The 17840-nt window shown below is 42.8% G+C and carries 10 protein-coding genes and 1 tRNA gene; 5 read left to right on the forward strand and 6 right to left on the reverse strand.

Going from position 1 to position 17840, the window contains the following annotated elements; translation table 11 throughout:
• Positions 1–298 precede the first annotated feature (298 nt).
• Positions 299–1228: a lipid kinase YegS gene (yegS, locus tag AAEY94_RS09365; protein WP_350978550.1), complete on the forward strand. Its 930-nt coding sequence runs from the start codon at positions 299–301 to the stop codon at positions 1226–1228.
• Positions 1229–1281: 53 nt separating this feature from the next.
• Here the strand turns inward: yegS and AAEY94_RS09370 are convergent, their stop codons facing one another.
• The 5 genes from AAEY94_RS09370 to AAEY94_RS09390 all read right to left on the reverse strand — a co-directional run bounded on the left by AAEY94_RS09370 (position 1282) and on the right by AAEY94_RS09390 (position 8425).
• The gene (locus tag AAEY94_RS09370; protein ID WP_162023235.1) at positions 1282–2601 is read right to left on the reverse strand and encodes a DEAD/DEAH box helicase; all 1320 of its coding nucleotides are present in this window, start codon (positions 2599–2601) and stop codon (positions 1282–1284) included.
• 183 nt (positions 2602–2784) lie between these two features.
• Positions 2785–2874: transfer RNA gene (locus AAEY94_RS09375), tRNA-Ser, on the reverse strand.
• Positions 2875–3105: 231 nt separating this feature from the next.
• Positions 3106–3729, reverse strand: a complete 624-nt coding sequence (locus tag AAEY94_RS09380) for a YchE family NAAT transporter (RefSeq protein WP_194956085.1) — start codon at positions 3727–3729, stop codon at positions 3106–3108.
• Between the two features lie 860 nt (positions 3730–4589).
• Entirely contained in the window at positions 4590–6650 is a 2061-nt protein-coding gene (locus AAEY94_RS09385) for a dipeptidyl-peptidase 5 (RefSeq protein ID WP_502959392.1), read from the reverse strand.
• A gap of 197 nt (positions 6651–6847) precedes the next feature.
• Positions 6848–8425, reverse strand: coding sequence for a fumarate hydratase (locus tag AAEY94_RS09390; protein ID WP_101087056.1), 1578 nt, complete (start codon positions 8423–8425; stop codon positions 6848–6850).
• 138 nt (positions 8426–8563) lie between these two features.
• Here AAEY94_RS09390 and pabB point away from each other — a divergent pair, with 138 nt between their 5' ends.
• From pabB to AAEY94_RS09410, 4 genes are all read left to right on the forward strand, one after another.
• Positions 8564–10009, forward strand: coding sequence for an aminodeoxychorismate synthase component I (gene pabB, locus AAEY94_RS09395; RefSeq protein ID WP_350978554.1), 1446 nt, complete (start codon positions 8564–8566; stop codon positions 10007–10009).
• A gap of 477 nt (positions 10010–10486) precedes the next feature.
• The gene (locus AAEY94_RS09400) at positions 10487–11161 is read left to right on the forward strand and encodes a glutathione S-transferase family protein (RefSeq protein ID WP_350978556.1); all 675 of its coding nucleotides are present in this window, start codon (positions 10487–10489) and stop codon (positions 11159–11161) included.
• A 388-nt stretch (positions 11162–11549) separates the two neighbouring features.
• Positions 11550–13271 (forward strand): phospho-sugar mutase, encoded by a 1722-nt coding sequence (locus tag AAEY94_RS09405; RefSeq protein WP_350978558.1) that lies wholly within the window; start codon positions 11550–11552, stop codon positions 13269–13271.
• Positions 13272–13538: 267 nt separating this feature from the next.
• Complete coding sequence (locus AAEY94_RS09410) at positions 13539–15932, forward strand: TonB-dependent receptor plug domain-containing protein (protein WP_335692010.1); 2394 nt, start codon at positions 13539–13541, stop codon at positions 15930–15932.
• A 180-nt stretch (positions 15933–16112) separates the two neighbouring features.
• Here AAEY94_RS09410 and AAEY94_RS09415 read toward each other — a convergent pair whose 3' ends face one another.
• Positions 16113–17840 carry a glycogen synthase gene (locus tag AAEY94_RS09415; protein WP_350978559.1) on the reverse strand — a complete coding sequence of 576 codons (1728 nt, stop codon included), beginning with the start codon at positions 17838–17840 and terminating at the stop codon, positions 16113–16115.

Consider the following 17840-nt stretch of genomic DNA (forward strand, 5'->3'; position numbering starts at 1 on the left):
TCGGCATCGCTTTCGCGAGTATAGATTTTGGCTGCCTATATATTTTGTGCTTAAATAATTTGTGGAACTTAACTATTTTGGAAACTTAACGGTTTTTGGAACGTATACTTTTTCTACATAGTGATGAGTAAAAATCATCCTTAGACAATTATAATTAGTTAATCATGTTCGTCACGGTTTTGCAGCATGCAGACACCTTTTGTGACATAAAAATAGTGAATCGATCAACTGCTTGTAGCCTAGAAACCGATTTTTAGTTACATAGCCGTGTCCATAATAATCAACAGAGGTCTTAACGATGCCTTCAACACATATCCGACTACTGCTTAATGGTAAAAAAGCCGCCAATGTCGACATCAGACAATCGGTTATCGCTTTACGTGAAAAGGGCCATACTATTGATGTGCGGGTCTCTTGGGAAAGTGCCGATATGTTGCGTTTTATGACGGAAGCAATAGCCGATAATGTCGGCAGAGTCGTGATTGGCGGCGGTGATGGCTCACTTAATGAGGCTGTTAATGCCCTGATGCAACTGTCACAACAGGATCATATGCTCGAAATAGCCGTGCTGCCATTAGGCACGGCAAATGATTTCGCCACTGCGTGTGGCATTAGCAATAATATTCATTCCACTTTGGAACTGGCGATTCATGGTGACAGCTACCCTATTGATATCATCAGAGCCAACAATAATTATTTTATTAATGCGGCTGTCGCCGGTTTTGGCGCGCAAGTGACTGCAGAAACCCCAACAGAGTTAAAAGATTTTCTGGGCGGCGGGGCTTATACCTTAATAGGATTGGCAAAAGCATTAGGCTTTAAGCCTTATCAAGGCAGTATTACCACCGATAAAGGCACGTTCGATGGCGATATTCTGGTAGGCGCCATTTGCAATAATAAGCAAGCTGGCGGCGGACAAATGCTGGCGCCCAATGCGTTAATTGATGATGGCTTGATGGATATCACCCTGCTGAAGTCATTTTCAACCTTTGATATCCCGGTGGTGTTAGAAGAAATACAAGCCATGAGTCATGAAGCCAGGTTTTGTTATCATTTTCAAACCCGTTGGCTAGAAATTGATTTCCCTATCAAGTTACCGCTTAATTTAGATGGCGAACCCTATCCAACAGAGCAAATGCGTTTTGAAGTACTCCCAAAAGCCATTCAGTTTGTGTTACCGCCAGACTGTCCATGCCTTGAGAAATCCACACAAAAAAGCGGAAAGTAAATTCCGCTTTAATCGCCGATACAACAACTGAGTTAATCGTTTATCTAATCAGTTTAGATATTCCAGGGATTAGGTTTATTACCTTTCGGCGAGGCTGGCGCTTTAGCTGTTTTGGTTTTTCTAAAGTCAGCTGAAGCCGTTTTCGATTTGCCTAAACTCAGCGTAGGTCGGTCTGTCGTTGAGGTTGATTTATGCTGACGATTTTTTGGGATAAAATTCAACACCGAAATAGGAATAGGCTTAGATGGTTCAAAACCGACTATTTCTTTGCGTTCAATTAAATGCCCCAAACGACTTTCAATCATACACAGGTTTTTAAAGTCATCATTGGACACAAAAGAAATAGCGACACCAGCAGCACCCGCACGACCGGTTCGACCAATACGATGAATGTAGTCATCGGCCGGATAAGGCAAGTCATAATTGATTACACGAGATAAATCGTCAATATCAATACCACGCGCCGCAATACCGGTAGCTACTAGGTATTTAATGTTACCCGATTTAAAATCAGCTAAAATTTGTTCACGCACCGGCTGGCTGCGGCCACTGTGAATACACTCAGCAGCAATATCACGCTTTTCAAGCTGACTGACTAATTTAGCGGCACCTTGCTTAGTTTCGATAAAGATTAGCGCTTGATTCCACTCTTCGGTTTTAATTAAATGACTTAATAAAGCTGATTTTTTATCTTTATCAACCGTCGTTAACCACTGCTCGATTTTCGGTGCTGAATCGCGATCAGCAATCACCGAAATTTCCACAGGACGCTTAATGGCCGTTTTCGCTAACGCACGCACTTGGTTTGATAATGTCGCGGAAAACAATAAACTCTGACGTTCAGAAGGTAATTTATCGATGATTTTATTAATATCTTCGATAAAGCCCATGTCGAGCATTCTATCGGCTTCATCAAGCACCAACACTTCAACTTCATCAAAGTGCACAGCACGTTGGGTATATAAGTCAAGTAAACGTCCTGGTGTCGCCACCAAAATATCCACACCATCAATTAAGGCTTGTTTTTGCGGCTTCTCATCAACCCCACCATAAATGGCGATAGAGGTTAACGATAAATGCTTGGCGTACTGCACTACGTTGGCGTGAACTTGCACTGCGAGTTCGCGAGTTGGGGTTAAAATCAACGCTCGAATACGTTTTGCACGCTGGGTTTCAGTGTCGGCTAAGCGTTCTAATATTGGTAATACAAAGCTTGCGGTTTTACCGGTGCCCGTTTGCGCCGCGGCAAGCAGGTTCTTACCCTTTAAAATAACCGGAATAGTCTGTTGTTGAATCGGTGTCGGCTGACTGTATCCCACTTCATGTAGGGCATTGACAATCGTGTCGCGTAATCCAAGTGTCGAAAAAGGCATGAAAGTGGGTCTCAGTAGTAAAACAAGAATAAAGCATTATAGAGGCTACGCATAACAAGCGCTAACACCTCGTTAATATAAAGTCATACTAGACAACGGCGAGACGAAGCATCAGCCAAATTGTCAGTATTGTATTAAAACACAAATGAAAAAAGACGTCCGAAGACGTCTTTTTTCATAATATGGCGGTGAGCGAGAGATTCGAACTCTCGTTAGGGATAAACCTAAACACACTTTCCAGGCGTGCGCCTTCAGCCACTCAGCCAGCTCACCAATTTGTGACTGACTTTTTATCCATACCATTAAAAGACATCAGATAAAAAGGCAGTACTTAATATTTAATTCTATTGAGTGGGATAATTACCTCTCAACAATACAAAACCACTTAATACTAACCGCGGCAGTGCTAATCGAGGCGTACTTTACGCAAATGATGATAGCGGGTCAAGCTAAAAATCCCCACTATCAAGCGTTTGCACAAATGCACAGCAACTAGCAAGCTAACTAACCTATTAAGGTAGGGAAAAGTCCTTTAACACCCGCGGCGATCACTTCAATGCCTAAAGACAACATCAGTAGACCCATTAGACGAGTAATAACGTTAATGCCAGTTTTACCTAATAGTTTAAACAGCATTGGCGCCATACGAAATAAACCCCAACTAACAAGACCTAAGATAATAATGGTTAAAAACATACCAATGTAGTTGGTTATTTGGTGATGCTCCGCCGCAAACACAATCACCGCACTAATGGCACCAGGACCAGCCATTAATGGCAAGGCTAAAGGGACAACCGCAACAGATTCCATACCTGAAGACTCACGGTCTTCTTCTTGGTTGCGTTTCACTTCACTGATTTTACCTTGTAGCATCGACATGGCAATAATACAAATCAAGCTACCACCCGCAATACGAAAAGCCGATAATGAAATACTGAACATACTAAGAATGTAATGCCCTGCTATTGCCGTCACCAATAAAATGACCACTACGGCAAAGTTTGCCACCCGGTTGGTATGTCTACGCTCAACTTCAGTTTGATGGCTGGTTAAACTAACAAAAACAGGTAATAACCCAACTGGGTTAATAATGGCTAATAGTCCTAGAAAGAACTTGATATAAAGCATGAAATCCACTTGGTATAACCCTCTTGATATTACCTGTATTGAAGCTCGATTCTGAGGGCGCTAATGTAGCTGAAACATTGCCATTCCCCAAATGAAATTTTTTATATTTGATAGACCGTTTTACAATACAAAAACTAATGCAAGGTCTATTATTTGTGTTTTTACATCATAATGACAGTTAACGTAAACACGCACTTTTAGTTATTTTATTTCACTATACAGTTCTAATTAGCATCAATATGATGATTTAACCTACAACATAACTTAAAATATTGTTTGTCTGTGGTTAACCTACATATTATTCAACAAAATAAGAATAGCCTTATGATGAAAAATACTAACGATAGCGGAGTTTTTATTTCTCCTAAAAGTATACATTTAGCCGGTCAGTTTATTTTGACAGTATGTAAGTGTATTTTTTAGGTAAACAGTATATATCGATTCCAGCATCACCTTGACTAATGAATAACTCATTGCCTCTGGTAAAACTGCGATTGGCTTGACCCACAATATCCGAAGCTACAATAGCTTAGGCACAAAAAAGAGATGTTGCCAGTGGCAACATCTCTTTTAATTAACTCTGAAAGTAACTCTGTTGTGAAGATTAGGCCATTATTTCAATACTGACCTGCGTAAACCCTCTACAGAGAAACTACACACTATTTAACCTGAACTCGGGATAAGAGACAAATATATGATTATAAAGATCATAGTCTTATACGTTAACAACTCTCAAACTTGTCATTTGTTTTACTAACAAGGCGAATTAACGCGTCAATAGCGGGTCTATTGCAAGTTAATTCAACAACGTTAGCAAGGCAAAGAGCTGTTTGAGAGACGTTTGTTATCCCAATTTCAGGTTATTTAGCTGTCCAACGATCCATCCAGCCTAGTACATTCTTGTACCATAGCTGTAGGTTATCTTGATTTAAGATCCAGTGATTCTCATCTGGAAATACCAATAGCTCTGAAGGAATACCTTTACGCTGCATGAAGGTAAATGCAGCAAGACCTTGGCCATAAGGTACACGGTAGTCTTTTTCACCATGGATGACGAGCATCGGCGTTTTCCAGTTTTCAACATAGTTTACTGGGTTAAACTTTTCATATAGCTCTTTGTTTTGATCGTATGGGCCACCGAATTCATATTCAGGGAACCATAATTCTTCTGTAACGTAATACATAGAACGCATATCAAACAAACCAGCATGGTCGACTAAACACTTGAAGCCATCGTTCCATTTACCTTGGAACCAGTTCATCATATAGCCACCGTAAGAACCGCCCAGTGCACATGCATTGTTAGCATCTAACCAAGGTTGCTGCGCGGTAACTGCTGCCATGCCTTTTTTAAGATCTTCAAGCGGTTTTCCGCCCCAATCCTTGCCAATAGAGTCGGTAAACGCTTGACCATATCCAGTAGAACCATGGAAGTCGACCATCACTACGCCATAGCCTGCACCCGCCCATAACTGCGCATTCCAGCGGCTGCTGAAACTGTTACCAAATGAGCCTTGTGGGCCGCCGTGTACCAGGTAAGCTATTGGGTATTTTTTACCTTCTTCATAGTTAACAGGTTTGATCCAATAACCATGAACGGTTTCGTCATTCCAACCTTTAAAGTTGAACTGTTCAAAATCACCAAACTTAATGTCAGCTAATTTTTCACTGTTGACGTTGGTTAGCTGTTTAAGTTGTTCACCTTCAAGTGACACACTGAATAAATCGCCAGGTTCAACTAATGATGACTTCTGGAAAATAAGACGATTACTGGTCACAGCCACTAGGCTGTTACTGCCTTGGTTGTAAATAGGACGCACATCACCAAACTGAGTGTTCACTTCAAAAATGGTCACTTGCCCAAGATCTTGTGCTGTCACATACAAAGTACGACCATCGGCACTAAAATTTAATGAACTCGCACTGCGATCCCACAATGGTGCGACTTCTTTTTCCTGGCCTGTAACATTGTCACGTAACATAATGCGGGAGCGATCAGCTTCGTAACCCGCCTTGGTCATGGCTAAATAAGCAAGATAACGGCCATCGGCAGAGAACGTTGGCTGGGCATCCCATGCTTGGTTATCTGGGGTTAAGTTAACCGTTTCACCGCCAGCTACAGGCACTTGCCATAAATCGTAGTTAGTAGTCCAAGCTTGATCTCGGCTCGGCGCTTTCGCGCTATAAACAACGTACTTACCGTCTGCAGTAAAGGTGACTTCTTCCATACCAGAAAATGGCTTAGGCGGTGTTTCAGTGTCACGGCCCGCTGTAACGTTTGTCGCGGTGGTAATTTTGTTGCCATTAAGCGAGGCGACAAACAAATGATTACGTGCATGATCTTCCCAAGTGTCCCAATGACGTACCATCAACTGCTTGTATTGACGCCCGGTGCTTTTACGTTCAGCTTCGGCAGTAAACTTGTCTTTTGAACACGCTAAGTCTTTACACTCTGGAAATACCCGCAGCGTCATAACAACTTGCTTACCGTCGTTAGACAACTTGTAGCCATTGATATCTAACGGTAAATCGGTAACCGCGATAGCTTCTCCGCCATCAAGGGCCAATTGATACAATTGACTGGTGCCGGAGCGCGTGGCGAGGAAATAAATCGATTTTCCATCGGGCGAGAAGCTGACATCGTGTTCAGTACCGGCTGCCGAGGTAAGTTGCTTTGGCTTAGCATTTTTATCGTTCAAATCGAGAAGATAAAGATCTGAGTTGCCCTCGCCTTTATCATCAACCACTTTTACGCCGTACACCATGGTTTTACCATCATTTGATACGGCCGCTGAATGCAACTTATTTAAGTTAACCAGTTGCTGAACATTAAAAGCTGCGGGCTCTGCCGCAGACACTGATGTTGCCATGCCAGCAGCAACCAGTGCGAATAATACAGAAGACTTTTTCATTGTTATCATGTCTCAGTTGTTTAAATAAAACGTATTACGTTTGGGCCACAAATACAGCCAATATCAAACGTAATCATAAAATGTATATTGCAGACTAACCAAAGCAAAACGCTCAGGCAACAAGCCTTTTGTAAAAAGCTGTAAACCCGAGCGTTTAATCACATTGACACTTATCGCTTATGTGTAAGCACAATGTTATCGATGGCTTACTTATTAGCTTTACTGTTAGCGATATTAATTTTCCAAATCGCTGGGCCAGTTTCGTGCGCATTAACACCATTGGTATCAACCGCCACGGTTACAGGCATGTCTTGCACATCAAATTCGTAAATCGCTTCCATGCCTAAATCTTCAAATGCGACAACACGTGATTTCTTAATCGCTTTCGACACTAGGTATGCCGCGCCGCCAACAGCCATTAAATACACTGCTTTGTGCTTTTTAATTGAAGCAACCGTTTCAGGACCACGCTCAGACTTACCAATCATGCCCATTAGGCCTGTTTGGTCTAACATCATGTCAGTGAACTTATCCATACGGGTTGCCGTTGTTGGGCCTGCAGGGCCAACCACTTCATCACCGACTGGGTCTACTGGGCCAACGTAATAAATAAACTTACCGGTAAAATCGACACCTGCAGGTAAACCTTCACCAGATTCAAGTAACATTTGAATCCGTTTATGGGCCGCATCGCGGCCAGTCAGCATTTTACCGTTGAGTAATAAGGTATCACCACTCTTCCAAGTTTCGATTTCAGCTTGAGTGACCGTATCTAAATTGACACGGTGAGTGTTTTCTCCCGCTTCACGAGTGATTTCAGGCCAATCAGATAAAGATGGTGGTACTAAATCGACTGGACCAGTGCCATCTAAATGAAAATGCACATGGCGCGTTGCTGCGCAGTTAGGGATCATCACGACCGGTTTAGACGCTGCATGAGTCGGTACAGATTTAATTTTAACATCTAATACTGTAGTGAGTCCGCCCAACCCTTGAGCGCCTATGCCTAAATTATTTGCGCGTTCAAAAATGTCTAAACGAAGCTTTTCTTCTGTGGTCTCTGCACCACGAGCCATCAACTCATGAATATCAACAGGGTCCATTAATGATTCTTTGGCCAGAACGGCCGCTTTCTCAGCAGTACCACCGATACCTATGCCTAACATACCCGGTGGACACCAGCCCGCGCCCATTGTTGGTAATGTTTTTTCTACCCAAGCGGCGATATCGTCTGACGGATTAAGCATGGCCATTTTGGATTTATTTTCCGATCCACCACCTTTGGCTGCAATCATCACTTCTATTTGATTACCAGCAACCATGTCAATATGAACCACTGATGGTGTGTTGTCTTTGGTATTTTTACGCGCACCGGCAGGGTCTGACACTATTGATGCACGTAATGGATTATCTGGATTGGTATAAGCACGACGTACACCTTCATCGACCATTTCTTGAACTGTCATGTCAGTTTTATCCCACTGAACAGACATACCAATTTTAACAAAGGTGGTGACAATTCCAGTGTCTTGGCATAAAGGCCGTTTGCCTTCGGCTGACATACGGGAGTTAATCAGAATTTGGGCAATGGCGTCTTTCGCGGCAGCGCTTTCTTCACGCTCGTAAGCTTTGGTCATTGCATCAACAAAGTCTTTGGGATGGTAATACGAGATGTATTGCAGAGAATCAGCAATACTTTCAATAAAGTCAGCTTGTTTAATCACGACAGCTTGACTAGATATAGGTGAATGAGTTGTAGAGTGAGATGTGGTATTCGTCGACATATGGGGTGCTCCAGCAGCCATTGCGGCCTAACATGGTTATCGTTTTTATTAGAATCGATTTAATATTAACTATTAAGACCAATATGATACTCTTTCCATCCTTTTTGGGCTACATCACATTTTAGATAAGGGTTATCGATGTCTGCGCGGGCAAAAAACGCACTCTTCATGCAAAAACTGGACTGGAAAATAGACACAAAGCAACTATTTTCACTGGTAAGCCACCAGCCATGGGCGATATTACTCGACTCAGCCAATGCTCCGCACCAAGATGCCAAATTCGACATCATCGGCTTTAATCCTATTGCAACGTTAACCAGCAGCGATGGCATCAGTCGATTTAGTGCCAAAGACTCGGCCATCAAAGCACTCAATATTAAAATAGATCGCCACGCCAACCCCTTTAACACATTAGCTGAACTGCAAGCGCGGTTATATCCTTCAGCGCAAGACAGCCAACATCCATTTAGTGTCGGAGCCCTGGGCGCATTTGGCTATGACCTGGGTCGAAATATTGAAAAGCTGCCACAAATTGCCATTAAAGATATTCATCTTGATGATATGAATATTGGTTTTTATGATTTTTCACTCGTCTACAGTTACGTTGATAAATCCTGGTATGCTTACCATTATGATGGATCTGAAGCGTTAAAAGTTGAGTTGAATTTAATTGAATCTAAAATACAAAAATCAGCCAGTAACGCAATAACATCAAGGCCTTTCAGATTAACTACGGCTTGGATTAATCAGATAGACAGTCAGCAGTATCAACATAAATTTGCTCAAGTGCAGCAGTATTTATTGAGTGGTGATTGTTATCAAATCAATTTAACCCAACGATTTGAAGCTCAATATCAAGGAGATGAATGGCAAGCTTATTGTGCTTTATCCCTTGCAAACCAAGCGCCTTTTTCGGCATTTATGCGAGTTGATAACCACTGCATGTTATCTATCTCACCAGAACGTTTTATTAAACTTAACGATCAATATATCGAAACTAAACCCATTAAAGGTACCATGCCGCGCCATCATGATCCCATTTTGGATCAACAAGCCGCTAGCGCATTAATCACTTCCGAGAAAGATCGTGCCGAAAATGTGATGATTGTAGACCTACTCAGAAACGATATCGGTAAAGTCGCCGCCCCAGGCTCGGTTAAAGTGCCGACGTTATTCGCCATTGAAAGCTTTCCTGCGGTGCATCATTTAGTCAGTACGGTGACTGCCACACTTGCACCACACAAAACAGCATTCGATTTACTTAACGCCGCCTTTCCAGGTGGGTCAATTACCGGTGCGCCAAAAATCCGCGCAATGGAAATCATTGAAGAATTAGAACCGTCCAGACGTAACCTTTATTGCGGCAGCATCGGCTATATAAGCCAAAATGGAAACATGGACACCAGTATTACTATTCGTACTTTGGTCACTGAAAATAATCACATTTACTGCTGGGCAGGTGGTGGTATTGTTGCCGACTCCAATGGCGCTGCGGAGTATCAAGAAAGCTTTGATAAAGTCAGTAAAATATTACCTTTGTTGGCGAATCTAAATCAGCAACAAACAACGGTCGACAATCATTAATATACTGACGCTTCCCACTGGAGTGGATGATTGCGAGTAGATGATTGCGTGTAAAGAATGGTCGTTAGTAAGATTGTCACCAGCAGAATGGCGGTAATAGCATTAATTCAATGGTGCAAGCGCTTAGACGAGTTAAAAGTGAATAGTTGCTTATCTAAGTGAATAAGCCATGAAAGTACTCAAGCTAGGTTTACCTTACACAGCGCCCATATTGAGTATGCTTGTTAACTTCAGTTAATGAATTCTAGGCTCAGATTATCTTTTATTATCAAAGGCCTGCAACCTTAATATTTTCTAGACATCATCGATTTTAATAGCATTACCTTATGCTTGAATCTGTTTTTTAATCCGTGTTTTTAAACCATTATTTATAATATTCACTCAAATTACCTCCAAGCATGAACGATCGCTCAAAAAAATGTTGAGCATTCGTTCAAAATCTGCTTAAATACACTTCTTACTGATTAAGGAGTTCACATGATTAAATTTTATTTCCATCCCGGCCCTAACCCAATGAAAATTGCCCTGTTCCTCGAAGAAACAGGCCTTGAGTTTGAACTCGTGCCAGTGGATACCCTAAAAGGTGAGCAACATAGCGCTGAATTTAAAGCGATTAACCCAAACAGTAAAACACCCGCCATTGAAGACAACGGCGTGCGTGTATTCGATTCTAATGCCATTCTTTTATACCTTGCTGACAAAACCGGTCAATTAGCTGCAACCCCGGAAAATCGTGGTGAGCTTCTGTCGTGGTTAATGTTCGTCGCCACTGGTTTAGGCCCTTATTCTGGTCAATGTGTCCATTTCACTCACCATGCACCAGAGAAAATAGATTACGCAACAAACCGTTATCAACGTGAAACTCAGCGCCATTACCAAGTACTTGACACACATCTTGATAACCGTGAGTTTATCGTCGGTGATGAATTGAGCATTGTCGATATTGCTGCATGGGGTTGGGTTGATAAAATCGGCTATGTATTAGGCCAAGATGCACTTGCCACTTACCCGAATGTTCAACGCTGGTTTAACAGCATCAACAACCGTCCTGCAGTTGAACGCGCCAGAAACATGGGTAAAGACATTCAATTTAAAGCAGAATTTGATGAAGACGCAAAACGTGCGTTTTTCCCACAAAATTATGTTATCTAAGCAAAATAGATTTTAATCGCGTTATTTTAATCGCGTTATAAAAGGCTTGTGGATGATATCCATAAGCCTTTTTTGTATTGCCTACTTGGCCCCAATCTTGCTGTAACGCCACTCTTGCTGTAACGCCACTGTGCACACTATAGGTTTCTATCTATACAATGTTTTTAAGTTTATATATACAGCTTTAAAGTTGATTTACACGGTTTTTAGGTTTGATATTTAGCTGCAACTGGTTGTTTATAAGCTAATGATCGCGTTTATGCATGTAGATTAAGCGTATAAATCATGAATACAATTTGTTATTTTTATCCACTTTGACACGAATTTACTTGTTCTTGTGGCGGTATTTTCCTACTGTTATTGAAAATGATTATCAATGAGGTTACTCATGAATACCCATCTTCAACATCAAATCAACCAATGGCTCAATAACGATCCCGACCCACACACCCGCTCACAACTGCAAACGTTAATCGATAACGGCAATGAAACAGAACTAGCGGCACGCTTTGCGGGTCGTTTAGCATTTGGCACTGCAGGGCTAAGAGGCGAAGTGGGTGTTGGCCCTATGGCGATGAACCGTTTGGTTATCCGCCAAACTACTGCCGGTCTGGGGGCTTACTTACTCGCGCAAATCGACAATGCTGCCGAGCGTGGTGTCGTGATAGGTTACGATGGTCGTCATGATTCCTTTACCTTTGCCCATGATGCCGCAAGTGTATTAACCGCTATGGGCATTAACGTGCATTTAACCTACAAGGTTGCCGCCACGCCGTTAGTCGCTTTTGGGGTAAAACATCTTAACGCTGCGGCTGGCATTGTGGTTACTGCAAGTCATAACCCACCACAATACAATGGCTATAAAGTCTATTGGGAAAATGGCGCACAAATTATTCCTCCTCACGACACAGGCATAGCCGCCCAAATTACTCGGGCTGCCACTCTGACTATTCCCTTTTTAGCACTAGACGATGCTATCTCACAAGATAAGCTTACTTGGTTACAAGACGATTTCTATCAAGCCTATCGCCAAGGAATACGTGAAGCTAAAGAGCTGCAATACCACAGCGGACAGGACAAGGTCAGTTTAGCTTACACCGCAATGCACGGTGTTGGTGCCGACATGGCTGAAACGGTATTAAATGATGCTGGTTTTACCCAAGTGTATTCAGTGGCGGCTCAACGTGAACCTGATGGCGACTTTCCTACGGTAAACTTTCCAAATCCTGAAGAAAAAGGCGCAATGGATTTGGTGATTGCAGAAGCCAAAAAGCACCATGCTACACTCGCTTGTGCCAACGACCCTGATGCTGACCGCTTTGCTGTTGCCGCTCGCACTGAAAATGGCGACTACCAAATGTTGACAGGCGACCAAGTTGGAGTGTTATTTGGTCACTACTTACTCAGCCATGCACCTAAAAATCAGCAACTTACTGGCACTACTATCGTGTCCTCAAGCCTGTTGTCTAAAATTGCCACTGAGTTTGGTAGCCAAAGCTATACCACTCTTACCGGCTTTAAGTGGTTAATGAATGTCGGTATTGCCAAGCACCAAGCTGACAATCAGTTCTTATTCGCTTATGAAGAAGCGCTCGGCTACACCATTGGTAACTTAGTGTGGGATAAAGATGGATTATCGGCATTAGTGGCCTTTGCTCAACTGACTGCAGAACTTGCAGATAATGGACAAACCATTTGGGATAAACTCGAGCAGATTTATCGCCAACATGGATTTCATCTTAATAAACAAGTGAGTATTGCCCTCAATGCTGACACGCCAAATATTGGTGCCTATTTACGCGAACATCCACCCGTGAAAATTGGTGAGTATGCGGTGATCTCGACCGACGATTTAAAAAGTCTACAGCGCACTGCCGCTGATGGCAGCAAACAAGCCATTGATTTACCTAGTAGCGATGTGTTGATTTATGCCTTAGAAGGTGGCGCTCGAGTCATTGTTCGCCCGTCGGGTACTGAGCCAAAAATTAAATGTTATTACGAAGTGGTTGAAACCATGACAACCTCAGACACTTGGGCATCGGCACAAACTCGTGCAGAGGATGCCATGGCGACCTTCATTACATCGCACCAAACGAGCTTACCCAGCTAGCAGCTCATAAAGCGATTAAGTCTCATTAACAATACTTAAGCCTCATTAACAAAATAAATGTTAAACGCCTGTTACTAGTAGCAGGCGTTTGTTTATGACTGTGGGTAATTGTAACCACAATGGAGTAATTATCGCCTTTAACTAGATCAGAGTGTCATGAGATATGCCTGATTGAACTAACTAAGCCTATATTAAAGCGACCTATGTACCAGCGAAAATGACCTATAATGTTACAAAATTACTCATAACGTTATCGCAGGATTGCTAATGTATAAAAGTCTCGTTTCTTTGGCCGTTATTGCCAGTATTTCAGCCCCAGTAGCAATCGCTGCAGAAGAAGGTGAAAACCTAGAGCGCATTCAGGTTATTGGATCGCGTATTGCCCTTCGTACCGCCACAGACAGTGCAACCCCTGTCGATATTATTACCTCAGAACAACTTGAAGCAACAGGCATCACCGAAACGGCCAAGGCATTGCAGTTTGCTGCGCCCAGCTACAGCTTTCCATTCTCGTCAATTACCGATGGCAGCGACGCGGTTCGCCCTGCAAGCTTACGAGGCATGTCACCTGATCACACTTTAGTATTGGTAAATGGTAAGCGTCGCCATGGTTCAGCATTGGTTCACTTAGCCGGTACTTTAGGCAAAGGTTCATCAAACGTTGACCTTAACGCCATTCCAATGACTTCAATTAAACGGATTGAAATTTTACGCGACGGTGCATCAGCGCTATACGGCTCTGATGCGATTGCGGGTGTCATCAACGTCGTGCTGAAAGACAGCGACGAAGGTGGCAGCATTGCCGCCCAGGTTGGCCAAACCTACGAAGGCGACGGTGAACAAGTACGCCTAGGCATTAATCAAGGCTTTAGTTTTAGCCAAGACGGCTTTGTGAATGTGTCTTTAGAAGCACATCAGAAAAATTCAACTAATCGTGCCGGTTTTGATTCACGTCAGCAATACCCGACCCTAGCAGATGGTAGCCTTGATCCACGTGAAGCCACATTCGATCGTAAAAATCATCATGTTGGCGACAGTGATTATGACAACTACGGTTTATTTGTAAATGCTGAGCAAGGGTTAGATACCAAGGGTAAGCTTTATGCCTTTGGTGGTATTAGCAAACGCAGCTCAACTTCAGGCGCTTTTTATCGTCGTGCGTTGGATTCTCGTAACGTTATTGAAGTGTATCCAGACGGCTTTTTACCACAAATTAGCCCAGAGATTATCGATTACTCTTTAGTCACCGGTTATGAGTTTGAGTTGGGCCAATGGGAAATTGATTCATCAGTTGGTTTTGGTAGCAACAGCTTTGAATACAATGTTGAAAACAGCATTAACGCTTCGCTTGGCCCTAACAGCCCAACAAGCTTTGATGCTGGTACATTGTCGACCAGTGAGCTGAATCTAAATTTAGATGCTTCAACCTACTACGATTTTGCCAATGACTCTGACTTACTCGTGGCAATGGGCATCACATGGCGCGAAAGTGGCTATCAAATTGAAGCTGGCCAAGAAGAATCGTATATCCAAGGCGATTACCAAGATAAATCGGGTGGTAGCCAGGGATTTGGTGGTTTCACTAAAGAATCTGAAGTAGATGAAGACCGTACAAACCTTGGTTTGTACATCGAACTTGAAAACCAACTCACCGATGACTTTTATTGGGCGGCAGCCGTTCGTTATGAAGACTATTCAGATTTCGGTGGCAATACCAGTTGGAAATTGTCTGGTCGATATGAGCTAACAGACCGAGTGGCACTTCGTTTAACCACCGACACGGGTTTTCGCGCGCCAAGTGTACAACAGCTTTATTTTACCAACGTATCCACTTTCTTTGACCCTGATCCGGTCACTGGTGAATTTATTCCTAGAGAGTCAGGTACCTTTAACCAGTTATCACCGGTTAGAGCTGAGCTAGGTATTCCCGATCTTAAAGCGGAAGTATCACACTCTTATAGTGCAGGTATTGTTTACACTGGCGACAATGGCTTTGCAGTGACATTAGATGCTTATGAAATCAATGTTGATGACAGAATCATTTTGTCAGGTTCTATCGACAAAGAAAGCTCACCCGCCATTGCAGCCATTCTTGAAGGCACCAATGCCGACTCGGCGCGTTTCTTTATGAATGCGGTTGATACTAAAACTCAAGGTGTAGACTTAGTTATCACTCAAGGTTTTGACCTTGGTGAATACGGCGATCTAAAAGCAAACCTTGCTTACTCATACAAAGAAACTGAAATTGAGTCAATTTCTTTGCCTTCGATCCTCAATGGATTAGAAGACGAGCTATTTGATAATATTGAAGTCGTTCGCATGACGGAAGCCAATCCGAAAAATACCGCTAACATCGGTTTTACTCATCAATATGATGACTTCACCACTAACTTACGTTTCAGCTATTTCGGTGAATATACCGTGGGTTATTCATCTAGTGAAGTAGAATATGGTGCGAGATGGACCACTGATTTAAGTACTCGTTACCGTGCAACCGATAACCTTTCAGTAACGTTAGGGGTACAAAACCTATTTGATACTTATCCAGAGAAACGCCCAGAGGATAATAATTTTAACGGCATATTTGTATACCCACTGACCAATACTCCGTTTGGATTTAACGGTGGTTACTATTACTTAGATCTACGTTATACCTACTAAAAGATTAGTTATTAGTGAGTATTTTCAGCCGATAACCACGCTGAAACGCAAAAATGCCAATCATATTTGATTGGCATTTTTCATTACATCAAGCTGAACATAAAACGATTGACTAATAACATTAGTTTAAGTTGTCTTGCTAACGGACTAATGCTTACTGACTGTATTTACTGACGTTGTTTACTGATCATTATCATTCGCTACATAGAGCTTTGTTAGATATTGCTTCGCGACATCGTCCCAGCTAAATCGCTGTTTGGCGGCATTATGCTTCACCTGTTGCCAAGTATCGCTGCCATATAACGCAAGAACTTGATTAACACGTTCAACCAGGGCTTGTCCTTGTGCAGCTAGCGTTTCACCATTAAACACCCAGCCGCTGACATTATCTGTAATCGTGTCGTTCAGTCCACCCACGCCATGAACCAAACAAGGTTGCCCTGCCCGCATTGCCAGCATTTGACTTATTCCGCATGGCTCAAATGAGCTTGGCATTAAAAATAAACTGCCCGATTGATAAAGTTGCTCAGACAATGCTTCATCATAACCGTGTAAAAATAAAAAGTTATCATAACGCGCAGCTGTAGCTTGCAGAACCTTAGCAATATGCAGATCACCACTACCAAGCAACATAAACACCCCGTTGGGTTGTTGTCGCTTTAATGATTCAAGTACCGCTTCTAGTACTGTTTTTGCTGAGGAAAGGCTTTTATCTATTTGCGTTGCACAATACGGTTGCAACAAAATCAACACTTTTTGCTCAGTTAACCGACCTACTGATGTCAGTAAAAACCGTTGTTTGTCATCATCAAACGTTTGGCTATTTACCTCTAACGATCGCAGATGCTCCGCCAATATAGCATGCTTATACTGACTCATTCGCGTGAGCGCAATGGTGTCTAATACACTGACATTATTGGCCTTTGCTTGCCATTTGATAATCGCGTTTTCTGCTTGGTGCAATAACCCTGCATATCCTGTTTGATGATCAACATCATTTAGGGGCTTATCATCATAAACACAACCATTAATGATCCCAACGACATTACCTTGCTGCGCTTTAGTGGCTAAATCTAGCTCTAATCCTTCACCGCCAAAAAAGCCTTTATGATAATCCGACGGCATTAACACTTCGCGGGCATAACTGGGCGACACCAAGTGCACTTTATCACTCAGTACTATGCCCATTCGCATTGGATTAATGCAATTGTTGTAACGTGGATCAAATAAACTTACATCGGCAACTGCATTCAATTTATCCATGTACTGTGGAAACCAATGGGCAAACGATGAATCATCACCGCTGAAGGGGCGGATCCCCTGTAAAGCCAAATTATGGATAGTGAACACACAAGGCATCGCCTGCAATGCCGAGAACTCCGCCACGCAGCCGCGAAGCATCGCCACCATTGCTGTGTGCCAGTCATGCAGATGCAACACATCGAAATAAGGTAATAGCCTGTTAACAAGGCATGTGGCAACACTCAATGAAAACAAAGCAAACTTGGTCGCATCTTCGGCAAACGGTCTGTCGGCTGAACCATTACAGTAAACCTGACCTTGATGGTTAAACAGCGGATGATCGAATAGATAAATTTGGGCGCCAGTATTATCTTGCTCACCGATATCGACCATTTCGTCTTTGTTTTGCGGCCTAGGCATCCGATACACAGATACCACATGACGCTCACCCGCAAAATCAACTTCAACATCAGCCATATGTGCGACACGATATTGTTGAGCTAAAAAACCATAATTAGGCATAGCGACATCGGCTATCACGCTGCATTGGCCTAATGCGGGTGGCAAGTCGCGGATAACATCCGCCATGCCACCAACTTTAGCGCCGTGCAGTGCATCGTTTTCTGCTGCCACCAGCAGTACTCGCTTTACACTCACAAGAGTCAT

The organism is Shewanella sp. AC34-MNA-CIBAN-0136 (assembly GCF_040309945.1).
Classification (GTDB): domain Bacteria; phylum Pseudomonadota; class Gammaproteobacteria; order Enterobacterales; family Shewanellaceae; genus Shewanella.